A 17,453-nucleotide genomic window follows, 5' to 3' on the forward strand; every position below is an offset into this window, starting at 1 on the left:
ACCCATGCCGAACACAGAAGATAAGACTGCCAGCGTTCCACTCTGTACTGCGGTGCGAGAGCCTCCGGGAACAGTGGATCGCTGCTAGGTCCGATAAAAATCACTGTAACATACTGTACTAATTATTATCATATGTAGTTATTTAATAGTTTTACTTTACAATAGTATCTTAAATTTCGACTGGTGTCTTCTTGCAACTGCAACTGAGGAAAAGACAAACTACTAAGCTAAGAGCTATATTTTTAGATACTTCTATATTTCTTATTGGAATTCCGCTTTTCTTAACTATTGTATTTTTCAGTGACCTGAATGATAAATTTGTACTATATCTAAATGATCCTTCACTGTTTACAATTTACTTTTCAAACTTTGCACACTCTAACCTTAATCACTTTTTTGACAATACAGTAGCATATATAGTAATTATTTTTTTGATATTACTTTTAAGGACTGATAGAAAGGAATTTTACTATGATATATTTTTAATTTTCTTTATTGTTCCATTTGTAGTATCAATTTCTACACTTTTGCTTATTAATGCTCATACCTCACTTGGGTTTTCTGGAATAGTTTCGGCAATTATGGCCTACTATTTATTTTCAGTTTATGAATTTACTCAGAAGCAACTTAATGTTTGCTTGAGTTATGCTGTGGTGATTCTTATTTTTGGCTTTAGTTTTCTACTAGTTCTTTTGCAATATAGCCTAGCAAACCTAATTGAATTTAGATTTCTAATTTTTGTAGGTATTGTTCTGTCATTGCTTTTGCCAAAAGCGACTAAAGATATAATAAAAGCTTATAAAAGCATGAAGCATTTAGGTTCTACTGAAAGAGGTAAGTTCACAGTTATTATTATTTCAATTTTTATGTTCTTTTCTTTTTCGTTGGCTATAATGATGTTTTTTGTTCTTTTTCCAATAGAAATTGCAACATCTACCGGGCAAGTTAATATTTTTGGACATCTAATAGGCTATTGTTGTGGACTTATTTTGCCCATATCACAAAGAATAGTAAAAAATAGCTGCAAATACGAGATTTAAAAAGAATGAATAAATAGGATTTAATAACCCAAAAAGAAAAAAAGTGTAGTATTCGGCCTAATATTCTAAAATGTTTATTATTCAGACAATTTCATTATGGCTTCTGCTAAATCGCCATTAGCCTCTTTTAAGGCTTCATGAGCTTCTTCATGACTTTTTCCAGTTTGCTCAGTTACAAGTCTTATATCGTCTTCAGGAATTTCAATTTCTCTTTGTATTTCTTTAGGCTTGCCTACTATTTGGTAAGTATCTGTACCTTGAGCTGTCATTATTGAAACTTTAGGGCTATCAAAAACTATATCTTTTTCAGTGGTCTTTATGATGACCTCTTGCACATCATCTATATCCTCGACATTGATGCCCATTTGCTTCATCATTTGCTTCATTTTAGCCGGGTTCATCCCTCGGCCACCCATACCTGGTATCATGTTACCTCATCACCTGTTGTTTATTTGTTTATTCACAACCTTGGCAGCCAGTTCCACATTCACTTGCAGCTTTAGGGTTATCAATTACAAATCCTTTACCCTGTGGAGTGTCAATAAAGTCTATTGTAGCTTCAGTTAAGCCCCCAACAATCTCACGATCCATTACTATTTTTATATCTTTACTTTCTATAGTTACATCTTCATCTTTAATATCATCGTCTAGAGCAAGTCCATACTGGATCCCACTGCATCCCATTCCTGCAACGAATATCCTTAATGAGTGACTGTCTTTTTCTTCTTTTTCAATTATTGATCTGAGTTCATCAGCTGCTGCATCTGTTATTTCAATCATATACTTTATCATCCTATTGAATTTGAATTTAATTAGTATTCTAGTGGATTTATATTTTATTTAGGTTTGTTGGTGACATTTAATTTTTATTTGTCTAGTTCATATAAATTCGACGTCATCACCGACTGGATTTTCTAAAACAGTCCCACTATGAGCATTAATCTCAACGGTATTTTTTTTACCTCTAACATCCCAAATGGGGGTGTATACTAATTCAATTTCTAGATCAATATCTTTATTACTGGGTTTAATTCTTTTATGCTCTGAAATTATCGCTTCACCAACGGTATTATCAAACCTAATATCCTTTGTGTGCTTGCTAACAATCATATCCATTATAGCTTTTTGGGCATCATCTTTATTGATTATTGGGGTTGAAATTTCATACTTGCAATTTGGGATAGTGACTTGATCACTTACCTCAGCTAAAATATGTGTGTCCATATTTGCATTTATTGCATTAAACAATCCTCCTCCTTCTCCTGAAAGGTCAATTATTTTGTTTTTATATTTTTTTTCACTTTGTACTGAATACTTGTACTTCCAAAAAGGTGAAAATTTCAAAATGATATTTTCTATTTCTCCCAAATGAGGCTTAGCAATAGCAGCTGCATGTTCTTTTGAGGTTTTTATAACTAAACTTCTTAACTTTAGTGTATTGTTGTAACTATCAATCTCTGAATGTTGCTGAGATTTTATATTAGATATCTCTTCACTTTGATGTAAATCTTTTTTAGTAAAAGAATTCTCAACTGGAGCTAAGCTTTCATATGGTAAATCTTGCATTGATCCGGGCTCAAATACCTCAGAAAAACCACCCCCTTTATTGTGTGAAATATTTTTATTCATCTTACTAAATAGCTCAAATAAATCTTTCTCAGCTTCAAGTTCGTTTAAAATATATTTTCCAATTTGAAAAGCAAGCTCATTTTTATCCCACAAAATGATACCTTTTTTCTTTGAATATTCATAAATATAATCTTCAACTTCGCATGGTATAACTAGCAATCCTCTATATCCATCTAATTCTTCATAATAATATTCAACTATAGATTTGTTTACTTTTTTTTCGTATCTAATATAAGTCTGCTTGCTCATTTTTTCTACAACTAAATCATAATTGGATGAGTCAACAAAAGTATATCCTGAAGCTAAAAACATTTCTTTAAGGAACTCTAAAATTTCTTTTTTCATGATATCAACTGCCTATATTTTTTAACAAATAAACTAAATTTCTCCATAGGGTAGCTACATAAATGTTATTTATCAAAGGATTATATTATTTAAGCTTAAAAGTCAAAGAACTCTTTTTGTTGTCTCTAATTCAATTCCTTTTCTTGTAATTCTATATGGAATAATGTTACTAGGGACTAACATCCCTCGAATCTTACGAATAAACATCGATCTTTCAATGTCAGATCCTTTTTCATGTAGCCTAAACTCAATAACTCCATCACAAGAATGCTTCATAGTGTTTTCAACCAGTGAATCATGCATTCCTCCCTTCATTGTCAAAATGTTTACGGACTGATTGATTTTACTAACCGAAGACATTATTTCTATCATATCTACAATTTCATTAAGACTATAAGAACGTAAGAAATATGACACTGAGTCGATTATGAATCGATAGTTCTCACTTCTTTCTTTGAGCACTGTTGCTTTTAAAAAATTTAAGACATCTACATTTTGCTTTAGATAATCTTTTGGTTTCATTTCCTTTTGTAAATTTGCTGGCAGTAGATTGTAAAATCTTGGTGTATAAGAGTCCACATACTCGATTTGTTTGGAAAAGGTAGATGCATCCATTGAAAATGATTGCATTTCAGACTTTATTTCTTTAACAGGTCTGTCAGTAGTATAGTATACGACACTATCTCCATTTAAGATGCCACCATATGCAAATTGATATGTGAACATGGGTAAGCCCGACCCAGAATCACCAACCAGTAAAATAGTACTTCCAGGCGGAAAACCTCCCCCTAGGTGCATATCCAGCCCTTTTATGCCTGTAGGAACAAGTATACTCTTTTTCCTGTCATCTTGTATATCCATATTATTCCTACCTATTTTAGTGAGTTCAACCTTATAGCTTTTCCTTTTAATTTTTATACTATATCTATTAAATAAGTAACCTATGTCTCTTATATTAGATGAATTGAAATATGTTAATGGTCTAGTTCAAGCAGTTGTCCAGGACGTCAAAAGCAGAGATGTACTAATGTGTGCTTATATGAATAAAGATTCGCTTAAAAAGACAATTGATACAGGATATGCCCATTATTGGAGTAGGAGTAGGAAGAAACTGTGGAAAAAAGGGGAATCATCCGGAAATATACAGATAGTTCATCAGATTTTAATTGATTGTGATATGGATTCAATACTCTTGTTGGTAGAACAAAAAGGCGGTGCATGTCACAAAGGCTATACATCATGTTTCTATAGGGATATAAGTGGCGAAATAGTAGGTACTAAACTATTTGAGCCTGATGATGTTTATGGAAATGTCTAATTTATGGTACTAGGGTGAAAAGTCAAAAGTTGCAATTGAGTTATATATTTTTGGAATATTATATGGTACCATGAAAGAAAAAATGAAAATTGTTCCTGATACAAGTGTTATTATCGATGGAAGGATTTCAGAAAGAATAATTAACGGCGAGTATAAAAATACTGAGATTTATATTCCAGAAGCAGTTATAGCGGAACTCGAATCTCAAGCAAACAAAGGTATAGAAATTGGATTTAGGGGACTTGATGAGCTCAAAGAAATCAGGAAACTTGCTGATATTGGTAAGGTGAGCCTATATTTTGTAGGTAAGCGCCCAAACCTTGATCAAATAAGACTTGCAAAATCTGGTGAGATTGATGCATTAATACGAGCTGTAGCAACTGAGAAAGAAGCAGTTTTTGTAACAGGCGATCGAGTCCAAGCGCAGGTGGCTTTAGCAAAAGGACTAACAGTAGATTGGATATTCCCTCAAATGACAGACTTTGGTCCATTATTAATTGATAAATATTTTACTGATGATACAATGTCTGTTCATTTAAAAAACGGAGTTCCACCGATGGCTAAAAAAGGTTCAGTTGGCGATGTCAAGTTGGTGAAAATCAGGGATGAACCCTGCACACATAAAGAATTGAAAGATATTTCTCGTGAACTAATTGAAAGGGCTCGAGCAGATTCGGAATCTTTTTTAGAATTATCTTACAGTGGAGCTTCAATTCTTCAGATAATGAATATGAGAATTGCGATTTCAAATCCACCTTTTTCTGATGATACTGAAATAACGGCTGTTAGACCTATAGCTTCTGTAGATCTTGATGAGTATAAACTCAACGAAACTTTAAAAGAAAGAATTCTATCTCAACGAGGAATTTTGATATCAGGGCCACCAGGCTCAGGGAAGTCAACATTTGCAGCAGGAATAGCAACATATCTTGCTGAAAATGATTTTGTAGTAAAAACAATGGAATCACCTCGAGATTTACAAGTACCTAAATCCATAACCCAATATGGCCCACTTGATGGACATATGGAATATACGGCTGATGTTTTACTCCTAGTTAGACCAGACTATACTATATACGATGAAGTCAGGAAAACTAAAGATTTTTTAACATTTGCTGATATGAGACTAGCAGGAGTTGGGATGATTGGGGTAGTACACTCGAATAAAGCAATTGATGCTATACAAAGGCTGATTGGTAGATTAGAACTTGGTGTAATTCCTCAAGTAGTTGATACTGTTATTTTTTTAGAAAAAGGAGAAATTGTAAGCGTCTACATTCTTGAATTTACTGTAAAAGTTCCTTATGGTATGACCGAAGATGACTTAGCTAGACCCGTAATAACAGTATCTGACTTAGAATCGGGAATAAATGAATTTGAAATATATACTTATGGGGAACAAGTTGTTGTGATGCCTGTGGGGGAAGAATCAAAAAAAGCATCTTGGAATCTTGCAGAAAAAAAGATAGAAGAATCGATTAAGAAGTATGTAAAAGGCCCAATAGAAGTTGAGATGAAATCTGACCACAAAGCTATAGTAAGAGTTCTTGAACGAGACATTGCAAAAATTATTGGGAAAGGTGGCTCTCTAATATCAAAAATAGAAGATGAACTTGGTATTCATATAGATGTCAGAGAGCTTCAAAAAAACAATAATAAGCTAGAAAAAAGTCAAAACGAATATTATCCAACAGTTGAAAAAAGTAGGAAACATGTAATAATAAATACTCCCCACCTCAAATCTACTGATGTGGAGGTATATGCTGGAAAAACTTATCTTTTTACAGCTACTGTTAGTAGACATGGTGATATTAAGGTACGAACAAGCTCAACACTTGCATATGATATGCTAGATTACATAGATGAAGGTGAAGATATAATTTTAAAACCGATTCAATAAATGCGTAAGGGAATTAATATGAAATTATCTGTAATTGGTACTGGATACGTTGGTACAGTCACTGCAGCTTGCTTTGCAGAACTAGGTCACGAAGTTATATGTGTTGACACTGATGAAAAAAAGGTTGATATGATAAATTCTCGACAAGCTCCTATTATTGAAGATGGACTTGATGAAATCCTAAAAAGGAATGTCGGAGTATCTCTTCATGCAACTAATAATTATGAAGAAGCTGTGAGAAACACTGATTTCTCATTTATATGCGTTGGAACACCTTCAGATATAGATGGAAATATTGATTTGCAACCACTTAAGAATGCATGCAGATGTTTAGGTACGAATCTCAGAAACAAAAAAAAGTATCATTGTGTTGTGGTTAAAAGTACTGTTGTCCCAAAAACCACTGAAGATGTTGTAATCCCCATTATAGAAAAGGAGTCAGGAAAATCAGCAGGGTCTGAATTTGGCGTTTCAATGAATCCAGAATTTTTACGTGAAGGGAAAGCAGTATACGACTTCATGAACCCTGATAAGATAGTTATTGGCGGTATTGATAAACGTTCACAGTTGTGTGTGAAAGAACTATATGATAAAATTGATACTAACGTAAGTATAACAGATCTCAAAACAGCTGAAATGATCAAATATGTTAATAACTCATTCTTGGCTACTAAAGTGTCATTTGCAAATGAAATAGGTAACATATGCAAGCTAATGGGCATAAATACATACGAAGTTATGGAACAAGTTGGCAAAGATTTTAGGATATCTCCTCATTTTCTTAGAAGTGGTGCAGGTTTTGGTGGCTCATGTTTTCCGAAAGATGTTCGGGCTCTTATAGGAAAGTCGATTGAGCTAGGTTATGACCCTAAGATTCTACAATCAGTTATTGAACTTAATGAAAAACAACCACTAAAAGTAATTGATATACTAAAAAAGAAAATGAACAAGCTGGAAGGAACACAAATCACTGTACTTGGACTTGCATTTAAAAGCGGTACAGATGATATTAGAGAATCCAGTTCAATACCTATTATTAATTATCTGCTTGAAAAAGGAGCTTATGTTGTAGCTTATGATCCACTTGCTATGAATAATATGAGAAACGTATTCTCTAATATTAGATATACATCTACTATTGAAGAAGCTTTAGAGAATTCAGATGCCTGCTTGTTGATGACTGACTGGGATGAATTTAGAGAAATAGATAATGAGTTAAATCTTATGAAAAGAAAACTAGTCATCGATGCTAGGTATGTATTAAATCCTAATGATATTAAGGCTGATATTAAATATGAAGGACTATGCTGGTGAATTCTGTTAAAACTATCAGCTAACAAAAAAAGTAATACGAATATCTATATTTAACAGTTAATATGAAGAAAATAACAATTATTGATTATGGCCTTGGTAACTTGAGAAGTGTAAAAAAAGGCCTTGAATTTGTCGGCTCACACCCAAAGATATCGAGCAAACCATGTGAAATAATTAATTCAGATGGTTTGATTCTTCCCGGTGTAGGAGCATTTTCAGATGCAATGAATAACATACAAAGTCTTAGGTCGACAATAAATGATTTTATAGATATGGGACGTCCAGTTCTTGGAATATGTCTTGGGCAACAACTAATAATGACATGTTCTGAAGAGGGTGGTGATATTGAGGGTCTAAACATAATTCCAGGAAGTGTTAGAAAGTTTCCATGTAATAATTTAAAGGTTCCTCATATGGGATGGAATTCGATAAAAATAATACATGATCATCCTCTGTTTAGAGGAATAGAAAATGGTGAGTATTTGTATTTTGTACATTCTTATTATGTAAAAACTGACATAAAACACTCTCTTGCTTCCTGTGACTATGGGTTAGATTTTTCAGCATCTGTTATAAGTGAAAAGGGGAACGTCATTGGGACACAATTTCATCCAGAAAAAAGTGGTGATGCTGGACTGAAAATATTAAAGAATTTTGTAGACATGTGCTAAAAATCTAATAAGGAGATTCTAATGGATATTGAAAACTATGCAAAAAAGGGGATAATAAAAGGTGAAAAAAACCTTGAAGAAAAAATAGCTCAGCGAATTATTGAAATTAAGGATATAAGCTTTGAGTCTGCAAAAAGGATTGCACAAGCAGCAATAACTGAAGTGAATTGTGCACTTGATGCAGAGGGCGATATATTAACATCTACCAAATCTGGGGTTACTATGGGACAGTTTGGAGTAGGTTCGAGGGGTTTAGGTGATTTTTATGCACATGAAAAAATAGCAGAAGTAATTGGGGATACTAATGCAATTGTTGATAGTTCACATTTAGATGACTCCGGAGTAATAAAAAATATTGGAGGAGATTATATTGTTCTTACAGTTGATGGCCTCCACTCAAGGCTGAGCGATTATCCATTTCTTTCAGGGTTTCATGTTGCTAGAGCTTCATTAAGAGATGTTTATGTTATGGGGGCAAGACCACTAGCACTTTTTTCAGACATTCACATAGCAGATGATGGTGATGTAGCTAAAATATTTGATCATATTGCAGGAATCACAACAGTTTCAGAGATCACAGGTATACCTCTAGTGACTGGAAGTACTCTTCGAATAGGTGGTGATATGGTAATTGGTGAAAGAATGACCGGAGGTCTAGGAGCTATAGGAATTACTGAAACTTTAACCTCAAGAGTATTGACTCAAGAAGGCGATTTAATATTAATGACAGAAGGAGCTGGAGGAGGAACCATATCAACAACAGCTCTTTATTATGGGATGCATGAAGTTGTAGAAGAGACAATAAACTTGAAGTTTATAAAGGCATGTGAAGCCCTTTTGAAATCAGATTTAATCAATCATATTCATTCAATGACAGATGTAACTAATGGGGGAATTAGGGGTGATGCAAATGAAATTTCAAGAACAGCTAATGTTGGAATGGTATTTTATGATGAAGCAATAAAGGACTTGATTAACCAAAAGGTTTTTCGGATGCTTAGAAAGCTTGAAATTGATCACCTAGGAGTATCTTTAGATTCTCTGCTAATTACTATACCAGAAAAATATGCTGAAGATGTAATTGATTTAGTACAAAATGCTGGTGTTAAGATTGATATAATTGGGAAAGTTGTCCATGAAAAATCATCTAAGATAATAATTGATGGTGAAACAAAGGATTTTACTCCACAGTTTAGAGAATCTGCGTATACTCCTATAAAAAAAGCAGTTGGAGAAGACACCCCTAATAACTTTTCAGCGATGAAAGAAGCTGTTGATATAGCTGCAAAAGAAGCTTCTAATAAAAAAAGGAAAGTAGTAAAAAAACTAAAGGATGAAATTGTTTTTTAATTGTTTTCATCTTTATTTTCTTCTTTGGAATTATCTTCAACTTCAAGTGGCTCAACGACTAATATAGGTCCATCCTTATCAACTATTTTTACTTTTTCACCCTTTTGAATAATTCCGTCCTTAGTTCTCGCTCTCCAAAATTCTCCAAGGTATCTTATATAACCTTGAGCACTTGGTGACAGTTCATCAGAAGCTTCTGCAACATCTCCGATCATTTCACCAATTACTGGTTTTTTCTTTCTTACGTCCATAACTTTTTGAATAGCTATTATCGTAAGAACTAAAATAACAATGCTTGGAATTATAACAGCTATTGCCATGTCAATTTGCACATCTGCTGGTACAAAGTAGTCTGGATAGTCCATAGGTATTAGTAATACACTGCCAATAATCACACATACAACTCCTGCCAATCCAAATACGCCAAACCCAGGTTCCTGCAACTCAAGAATTAATAGTCCTGCACCTACTATTATTAAAAATAGTGCTGCAATATTTACATCGAAGCCCATGCCCATAAGCCCAAGCGTGATTGCGATTAAGCCAAATATTTCTGGACCATATCCAGGATTAGATATGCCAAAAATAAGTCCATAAATACCAAGGAGCATAAGCAAAGAGGAAATCAAAGGGTTAGATATTATGTTTAAGAAAGCTAATTGAAAGCTCGGCTCATAATACTCGATGCTAGCTTCGGTTGTGTTAAGTTCTTTTCCTTTGATGACTGTTCCATGAACGCTCTTTAGTAGTTCTTCACTATTTGGTGCTACATACTCTATAATATTCACATCAAGGGCTTGATCTGCGTTGAGATTCAAGTTTTTTGTGATAAACTCTTCTGCAATTGTTTCATTTCTTCCGTGCATGCTTGCTTTTTCTCTAGCAAAAGCAACAAGTGCATTGATTAACTTATCATCTTCAACAGGTTCTGAGAGTCGAACTGGTTGAGCAGAGCCTATTAAGGTATTTGGAGCCATTACAGCTATATCTGTACTAATTAGTATTATTGTTCCTGCAGACCATGCCTTAGCTCCAGGTGGATGTACATAACCAATGATAGGTACATCTGTATTTTCAATTAGTTCTATTATTCTGAATGTCTCTTCCAGTCCTCCACCCGGGGTGTCTAATTTTAGTATTATAGCTTCATAATATTGGTTTTCAGCTTCATTTATAGCTTCTTTTAATATTTGATCGGAAGCTGGTGTAATTGCATTTGAAAGCTTTACAACTAACACAGTGTTTTGCTCATCCGCACTCACGGGAGCAATTGAAAAAAATAAAAGAGATAGTAATACAAAAAAGATAAATCTTGAAATAGATTTTTTTCTCATTATGGTTTACCTGATTTCATCTTTTTTTGTGCTACTGCTTCTGTTATACCTGCAATCTCACCTGCACCAGTAGTGCTAGTTATAACAATTAAATTTTGCTCTCTTGCTATTTCTGCAAGTGTTTGCAATTCTCTTAACTTAATTCCTACTGGCATATCTTGATAAAGGTTTGCAGCATCTTGCATTTTTTTGGCAGCCAAAAACTCCCCTTCTGAAAGTATAATTCTGGATCTTTTCTCTCTTTCAGCTTCAGCTTGTTTTGCGATTGCTCTATGCATAGTTTTTGGTAAAGTCACATCTCTTACAGTTACAGATGTCACTTTTATGCCCCAAGGGTCAGTTGAGGAATCAAGGATTTCTTGAATATCTTTGTTAATTTCTTCTCTTTGAGATAGAATATCATCAAGCTCAATTCGACCCATAACATCTCTCAAAGTTGTTTGTGAAAGCATTGCAGTTGCATATCTGTAATCCTCAACAGCTGTAACTGCAGCCCCAGGCTCAACAACTTTATAGTACACGATTGCATCAACGTCCACACTCACATTATCTTTTGTAATGACGTTTTGTTTTGGTACATCAATAGTAACAACTCGTAAATCTACTTTTACGGTTTTATCAATTATTGGTATTATCAAGAAAAGGCCAGGACCTTTAACTCCCTCAAATCGGCCTAATCTAAAAATGACCACTCTTTCGTATTCATTAACAACTTTAATGCTCTGTGAGAGGATAATTATTATAACAATTAATGTAGGTATTATATATTCACTAACCATATTTTCACCATGCTATGTTATTCTTCTTTGAAAGGTATTATACTTTGAATCTTATTGATTGAAATTGTAGTTATATAATGCAAATAAATTACGGCCCACTTACCATAATATTAATCGTTCATTATTTATAAATAAAGCGCAAAATAGAACAATTATTTTTAATTAGAACTTTGAAGTACGATACTAATATGATAATATTATCTAACCTAATTTAAAAAATACCAAATAGCTATAATAAATATAACGAAGGATAAAATGAAACAAAAATGTAAATATTGTGACGGTAAAGGGCACGAGATTATTTCTGTAGAAAGATGCAGTGAATGTAAAGGTACGGGAAAATCAAAATCAGTTGATTTAATGGCACTTTCTGAAAAAAATCTTGATAGTTTTTTATCAGAAGGGTCGTCTTGCCAAAGGTGTAATGGTAAGGGTGAAATTGTATCAACTAACAAGTGCGAATATTGTGAAGGCAAGGGAACTTTTTTTTACTGTGATAAATGTAAAACACCTATTTTTAAAGAAAATGTTGAAGAAAACCTTTGTCAAAATTGTAAAAGTAAACAATCCGTGCACTTTCTTGATGACTCTTGTACTTTAGAGGAGGTAGAAGTAGGGAAACTTTATCACGGTAAGGTAAATAGTCTACCACCATTTGGCGCATTTATAGATTTGAATTCAAGGATAAGAGGTCTTGTCCACACAAGCAATATCGACCATCCATTAGAGGAGAATTCGAATGTGGTGGTACTGGTAAAAGAGATAAAACAAAATGGAAACATGGATTTAATCCCAAAAAAAATTGAAACTTACAACAAAATAGAAGTTGAAAAAACTCTTCCCCTAGTAAAATCATCAGAACTTGAACAATTTATTGGGAAACATGTAAGGGTGGAAGGAGAAATTATACAAATAAAACAAACAGCTGGACCAACTATTTTTACGGTCTCAGACGAAGACGGTCTTATCTCGGGAGCAGCTTTTGTTAGAGCTGGAGAAAGGGCATATGAAGATATCCTATCTGATATGGTAGTGAGCGCTACTGGAGAAGTCACAGAGCGTGGTGATGAACTACAGCTCGAAATAATGAGTATGAAAAAGCTTACAGGTGATATGAGGGACGCTGTTTGGGACAGAATTGAATCTGCAATTGATAAAAGATCAGCTCCTTCAGAGACTGAATTTCTTGTTGATAGTGATATCTTAGAAAAGCTTCGCCCTTCTATGAAAGAAGTGGCAAAAGTGATTAAAAAATCAATCATTAAATCAAGGCCAATTATTTTAAGACATCATGCAGATGCTGATGGAATGACTGCAGCTCTTGCAATAGAACAAGCTATACTACCTTTAATAAATGAGATTGGAGGGTCAGATGCAGAGCACTTTTTCTATAAGAGATCCCCCTCAAAGGCTCCATTTTATGAGATGCTTGATGTAGTAAGAGATATTTCTTTTGCCCTTGAAGACTATTCTCGACATGGCCAAAAAATGCCCTTAGTAGTTTTGGTTGATAACGGATCTACAGATGAAGACGTACCTGCAATGAAACAAGCAAAGATATACGATATTGATATGGTTGTAGTAGACCATCATCATCCTGATAAAGAAGTTGACAATTATCTAAAAGCTCATGTAAATCCAGCACATTCAGGTGGAGATTTTGGTATTACTACTGGAATGCTTTGTACTGAAATTGCAAGAATGATAAATCCATATGTAGCAGAAGACATAAAGCATCTACCTGCAATATCAGCAGTTGGAGATAGGTCAGAAGCTCCAGAAGCAAGAAAATATATTGATCTTGTAAGTGATAAATATAGTTTGGATAACCTTAAAGATATAGCTTTAGCACTAGACTTCTCAGCCTTTTGGCTGAAATTTAGTAGCGGAAAAGGAATAGTTGACGATATTGCTAATTTAGGAAACAAAAAAAGGCATAATCAAATAGTATCACTTTATTGTGAACAAGCAAATGATATGATAAAATCTCAGTTAGATGCTTGTATCCCTAACGTAAAATCTAGAGAATTGCCAAATGGAGCCATATTAAATGTACTGGATGTTGAAAACTTTGCACATAAATTCACGTTCCCCCCACCAGGAAAAACTTCTGGCGAAGTCCATGACATTTTAGTGAAACGGTACGGAAATGTTCCAATAATCACTATTGGGTATGGCCCTGATTTTGCTGTAATTCGGTCAAAAAAACTGAAAATGAACATTCCACAACTAGTTAAAGAACTACACGAAGAGGTTGCGGGTGCAGGAGTAAGTGGTGGCGGTCACTTGGTCGTAGGAAGCATTAAATTTGTTGAAGGGAAACGTACAGAGGTTCTTGAACTCCTGGCTAAAAAAATAGGAGAAACAGAGGTAGAAAGCTAAAACCTTAGTCCATTCTCATGATACGTATCATTGCTTTTACGGGTACACTTGATATGGATTCAGTACCTCGTTTATCAACTAAGACGGCAGCTCCTACTGGCAAGGCTCCAAACTCTTTAAGTTGCTTTATTACTTGAGAAATAGTTGATCCTGAGGTTATTACATCATCTACTATGATACATCTTTTGCCATCAACATTTCCAAAGTTACGACTTATTATTCCACCGGGATGTGTGTTATCTACTCGTTGACCTAAAACATGGAATACAGCGAACTCGGTTCCTAGTTCTTCAGCCATTAAGCTTGCAATAGGGACTCCACTTGATGTAGTGCCTACTATGGTGTCAACATCTTCATTTGTTTGGCTTAAAAGGTCTAAAACCATATCAGCCATAACTTTTGATATATACCTTAGTCTATAGGAGCTTTTACCAATACTACTCCAATCTACAGAAATATCTTTTGGGGCTTGAATCTCTTCACCCTTTCTTGCCCTTGAAAGCAACCAAGTAGCAGTTTCTCTTGAAACATTAAGTTCATCTGCAACTTGTCCGGTGACTAGCCCTTTAGCCTGAAGATCTACGGCTTTTTGAATTAATTCTTCAATATTTTTCATATAATCCCCTGTATGTTATCATGAATAATTAATTTATTGTACTTTTTGTGAAATGTTATAGTTTTCTTTTTCTGCTTTTTTTTAAAGAAGACCCACAAACTGGGCATACACTCCCAGCCTTGAATTTTTTTTTACATCCAGTACACTTTTTAATCCACAAAATAACATCTTCAATTTTTTTTTGAGCAACGGGTTTTACGTTAAGCTTTAGCAAAAGTGCTACATTTTGAACTGAAAAGTCATCTGTAAGTAAAACTGATTTTCCCTTATACTCTAAAGCTTTAGCTAATATGTCAATATCAGTCTTTGAAAGGGAATCTATATCCATGCTATATTTAGCAATCTGATTTACCTTGTTAATATAATCAGTTTTTGGGCTTTCCACAAATAAAGTATGTTGTGATGCAATTTCTAAATTGTTTTTTGCTTCTGTACTATATAATTCTTTGATTACAGAAGGTACTGTGATTATGCAGAAATCTTTTAAATCAATTTTTTCTATAAATGCTGCGGAATCAGCGATAACACGCTTCATTATCAATTCTCCAATAAAGAAAAGTGGAATTGCATGTATAGTTTGACTAACACAATAAATACATTATTAAAGAATGTTTATTTTATAGGTTAACACTAGTTGTTATATGTATATTAGTTTAACCTGCCTGAGGATAGAAATGTATGGATAATAAACTTGTAAGAACAAAAATTGTTAAAGAACTTAAAAATTATATCAAAAAAACCGGATTAGAAGGCGCAGTTGTTGGAATAAGTGGAGGAATTGATTCATCTTTGACCACATTCCTGATAACCGAAGCTATTGGGCCAAAAAAAGTATTGGGGATTCACATGCCTCAGGGGCGCTTAACTAGTAAGAAGGAATCAAATGATGCATTTGAAATTGCAAACCAATTAGGTATAGAATATATGATAATAGATATTGATCCTATATTTGATTCTTACAGAGAACAGTTGAGTTTAATGGACTCTAGTTTAAAAGTATACTCAGAAGCAAACCTCAAAGCAAGAATAAGAATGTCTATTCTGTACTATTACTCTAACCAGCTAAATAAGCTTGTTATAGGCACAGGAAATCGCACTGAATTGTTATTAGGATATTATACAAAATATGGAGATGGTGGTGTTGACATAGAACCTATAGGCGATTTATATAAGACACAAGTTCAAGAACTTGCTCATCATGTTGGTATCCCAGAACATATCATTTGTAAACCCCCATCTGCAGGTCTGTGGCCAGGCCAAACAGATGAAGAAGAGTTAGGATTACCTTATGAAACTATAGATTCTATTTTGATGCTGTTAGATTGTGAACTTTCAAAAAAAGAGATATTGAACAAATCAACGGCATCTCCTGAAGATATAGAATATTTATTGAAAAGAATTGAAAATAATAGGCATAAAAGACATCCACCAAGTACATTTGACATTATCAGTAGAGGTTAAGTAGATGGGAAAATGTTACTATGCCTTCCTTGTTGCATAATTCGAATTAATGGCTTTGCAAGATGGCGACGTGCTCCAGGCGGTACCTCATAAAAACCAGGACTAATATCTCTTTTTAGTTCAATAGCTTGTTTTAAACTACTGTTTTTTTTACACTTTTTACACCTATAACCCTTATTCTTCCCAGCTGATTCCATTCTTTTTTTGCATGAAGGGCAAATTGGATTAATAATTTCATAATATTTGGTAAGTGTTTTAATATGTATCTTTTCAATATTCAACGTAGAACCCATAACACTCCCAAACAAAACTACAATATCCCCTGGTAGTAATTTTTTTATTATATGCCTAAATTGTTTAGTAGGTTCGTAAGCTGCACAATCCAGTTTATAACCATAATCATCACAAACTCTTAAAATTATATGGCCGCCATGTAGAGTTTTAGGAATACTGTCAACTATGCACCTGACTTTATAAGATTTCATATTAACTATTTTTTTAATAGTATCTACAGCCAATATGTGCATATCAGTTCCTTGGTTTGTTCGGAAAAGTGCACTATTTTCAACACTTTCAGATTTTAACATAGAAATAAATTGAAAGATACTTTCTATGCAAGATCCCCTAATTCCATAAAGTACAGGATCCCCAGATTTTGGGATGCATACTGCTTTTTTTGCTGTAGTGTCTACATTATCCCATGTTTTTGGGTATGTTTTTTTGTGAGCCATAAAAATGGTTTTCTCATCAACATATCTTAAATTACCCCAAGCTTCTCTTTTTCTATAAGCTATATATTCATATGTATAGTCCATCTTATCATCAAATACTGCTCCACAAGCTGCAAGTGCACCTATCAAACCTCTTCCATTTTTAAAGCCTTTGTACTCTAAGCTCATTCTATTGATCATACTTATAGCTGAATTTATTTCAATAACACTTCTTGTTGCTTCCCTAAAGAAGGCAACAAGTTGACTTTGTGCATTCTTAGAAATATTATCGGGTACAAAGACAATACCTGGATTTGTATTTTCATCAGATAAGCGAGAAAGTTGAAAAACTCGTTTACTAACATGTTTTATTACATCTTGGGGAACTTCGGTATTAATTTGTAGGGCAACAGCAGCATTACCTCTTGTTTTATAAGGAATTGTTGGATTTAGTCGAATTAATAATAAGTCCTTGGAAACTTCTCCAAACTCTATTAACTCATCTGCCAGAGTAGTGCATAAATATGTTGTGCACATACCTTCTCTTGAATCTGTATCATCAATTCCAATAATCATGCTGTAATCTCAAGTACATTAAATTATT

At 33.8% G+C, this 17,453-nt stretch carries 17 protein-coding genes and 1 rRNA gene; 9 read left to right on the forward strand and 9 right to left on the reverse strand.

The window, feature by feature from the left end; translation table 11 throughout:
• A 5S ribosomal RNA gene (rrf, locus tag J2T59_RS07000) occupies nucleotides 1-90 on the forward strand; the annotation flags it as partial.
• 101 nt (nucleotides 91-191) lie between these two features.
• Nucleotides 192-1,040, forward strand: a complete 849-nt coding sequence (locus J2T59_RS07005) for a rhomboid family intramembrane serine protease (RefSeq protein WP_259135223.1) — start codon at nucleotides 192-194, stop codon at nucleotides 1,038-1,040.
• A 77-nt stretch (nucleotides 1,041-1,117) separates the two neighbouring features.
• Here J2T59_RS07005 and J2T59_RS07010 read toward each other — a convergent pair whose 3' ends face one another.
• The 4 genes from J2T59_RS07010 to J2T59_RS07025 form a co-directional block, all read right to left on the reverse strand.
• Complete coding sequence (locus J2T59_RS07010) at nucleotides 1,118-1,468, reverse strand: nascent polypeptide-associated complex protein (RefSeq protein ID WP_259135224.1); 351 nt, start codon at nucleotides 1,466-1,468, stop codon at nucleotides 1,118-1,120.
• A 28-nt stretch (nucleotides 1,469-1,496) separates the two neighbouring features.
• The gene (locus J2T59_RS07015; RefSeq protein WP_259135225.1) at nucleotides 1,497-1,820 is read right to left on the reverse strand and encodes a HesB/IscA family protein; all 324 of its coding nucleotides are present in this window, start codon (nucleotides 1,818-1,820) and stop codon (nucleotides 1,497-1,499) included.
• A 99-nt stretch (nucleotides 1,821-1,919) separates the two neighbouring features.
• Complete coding sequence (locus tag J2T59_RS07020) at nucleotides 1,920-3,014, reverse strand: hypothetical protein (RefSeq protein ID WP_259135226.1); 1,095 nt, start codon at nucleotides 3,012-3,014, stop codon at nucleotides 1,920-1,922.
• A 102-nt stretch (nucleotides 3,015-3,116) separates the two neighbouring features.
• Nucleotides 3,117-3,875, reverse strand: coding sequence for an RAD55 family ATPase (locus J2T59_RS07025; RefSeq protein ID WP_259135227.1), 759 nt, complete (start codon nucleotides 3,873-3,875; stop codon nucleotides 3,117-3,119).
• A gap of 82 nt (nucleotides 3,876-3,957) precedes the next feature.
• Here J2T59_RS07025 and hisI point away from each other — a divergent pair, with 82 nt between their 5' ends.
• The 5 genes from hisI (at nucleotide 3,958) to J2T59_RS07050 (ending at nucleotide 9,567) form a co-directional block, all read left to right on the forward strand.
• Entirely contained in the window at nucleotides 3,958-4,332 is a 375-nt protein-coding gene (hisI, locus tag J2T59_RS07030; RefSeq protein ID WP_259135228.1) for a phosphoribosyl-AMP cyclohydrolase, read from the forward strand.
• A 70-nt stretch (nucleotides 4,333-4,402) separates the two neighbouring features.
• A complete protein-coding gene (locus tag J2T59_RS07035) occupies nucleotides 4,403-6,232 on the forward strand; it encodes a PINc/VapC family ATPase (protein WP_259135230.1) in 1,830 nt (609 codons plus the stop codon).
• Nucleotides 6,233-6,250: 18 nt separating this feature from the next.
• Nucleotides 6,251-7,546 (forward strand): UDP-glucose dehydrogenase family protein, encoded by a 1,296-nt coding sequence (locus tag J2T59_RS07040; RefSeq protein WP_259135231.1) that lies wholly within the window; start codon nucleotides 6,251-6,253, stop codon nucleotides 7,544-7,546.
• Nucleotides 7,547-7,608: 62 nt separating this feature from the next.
• Nucleotides 7,609-8,217, forward strand: coding sequence for an imidazole glycerol phosphate synthase subunit HisH (gene hisH, locus J2T59_RS07045; RefSeq protein WP_259135232.1), 609 nt, complete (start codon nucleotides 7,609-7,611; stop codon nucleotides 8,215-8,217).
• A 21-nt stretch (nucleotides 8,218-8,238) separates the two neighbouring features.
• A complete protein-coding gene (locus J2T59_RS07050; RefSeq protein WP_259135233.1) occupies nucleotides 8,239-9,567 on the forward strand; it encodes an AIR synthase-related protein in 1,329 nt (442 codons plus the stop codon).
• Here the strand turns inward: J2T59_RS07050 and J2T59_RS07055 are convergent.
• Nucleotides 9,564-10,901, reverse strand: a complete 1,338-nt coding sequence (locus J2T59_RS07055; RefSeq protein ID WP_259135234.1) for an NfeD family protein — start codon at nucleotides 10,899-10,901, stop codon at nucleotides 9,564-9,566. The genes J2T59_RS07050 and J2T59_RS07055 overlap by 4 nt on opposite strands.
• Nucleotides 10,901-11,680, reverse strand: coding sequence for a slipin family protein (locus tag J2T59_RS07060; RefSeq protein WP_259135235.1), 780 nt, complete (start codon nucleotides 11,678-11,680; stop codon nucleotides 10,901-10,903). Before J2T59_RS07060 ends, J2T59_RS07055 begins: the two co-directional genes overlap by 1 nt.
• A 255-nt stretch (nucleotides 11,681-11,935) precedes the next feature.
• Between J2T59_RS07060 and J2T59_RS07065 the strand changes: the two genes are divergently transcribed.
• Nucleotides 11,936-14,062 (forward strand): DHH family phosphoesterase, encoded by a 2,127-nt coding sequence (locus J2T59_RS07065; protein WP_259135236.1) that lies wholly within the window; start codon nucleotides 11,936-11,938, stop codon nucleotides 14,060-14,062.
• 4 nt (nucleotides 14,063-14,066) lie between these two features.
• Here J2T59_RS07065 and J2T59_RS07070 read toward each other — a convergent pair whose 3' ends face one another.
• The gene (locus tag J2T59_RS07070) at nucleotides 14,067-14,678 is read right to left on the reverse strand and encodes an orotate phosphoribosyltransferase-like protein (RefSeq protein WP_259135237.1); all 612 of its coding nucleotides are present in this window, start codon (nucleotides 14,676-14,678) and stop codon (nucleotides 14,067-14,069) included.
• Between the two features lie 55 nt (nucleotides 14,679-14,733).
• The gene (locus tag J2T59_RS07075; protein WP_259135238.1) at nucleotides 14,734-15,213 is read right to left on the reverse strand and encodes an NOB1 family endonuclease; all 480 of its coding nucleotides are present in this window, start codon (nucleotides 15,211-15,213) and stop codon (nucleotides 14,734-14,736) included.
• Between the two features lie 143 nt (nucleotides 15,214-15,356).
• Here J2T59_RS07075 and J2T59_RS07080 point away from each other — a divergent pair, with 143 nt between their 5' ends.
• Complete coding sequence (locus tag J2T59_RS07080; RefSeq protein ID WP_259135239.1) at nucleotides 15,357-16,139, forward strand: NAD+ synthase; 783 nt, start codon at nucleotides 15,357-15,359, stop codon at nucleotides 16,137-16,139.
• On the opposite strand, the gene J2T59_RS07085 is transcribed toward J2T59_RS07080, so the two are convergent.
• Nucleotides 16,136-17,425 (reverse strand): tRNA(Ile)(2)-agmatinylcytidine synthase, encoded by a 1,290-nt coding sequence (locus J2T59_RS07085; protein ID WP_259135240.1) that lies wholly within the window; start codon nucleotides 17,423-17,425, stop codon nucleotides 16,136-16,138. The genes J2T59_RS07080 and J2T59_RS07085 overlap by 4 nt on opposite strands.
• Nucleotides 17,426-17,453 lie beyond the last annotated feature (28 nt).

Source organism: Methanosalsum natronophilum (assembly GCF_024808815.1).
GTDB classification, from domain to species: domain Archaea; phylum Halobacteriota; class Methanosarcinia; order Methanosarcinales; family Methanosarcinaceae; genus Methanosalsum; species Methanosalsum natronophilum.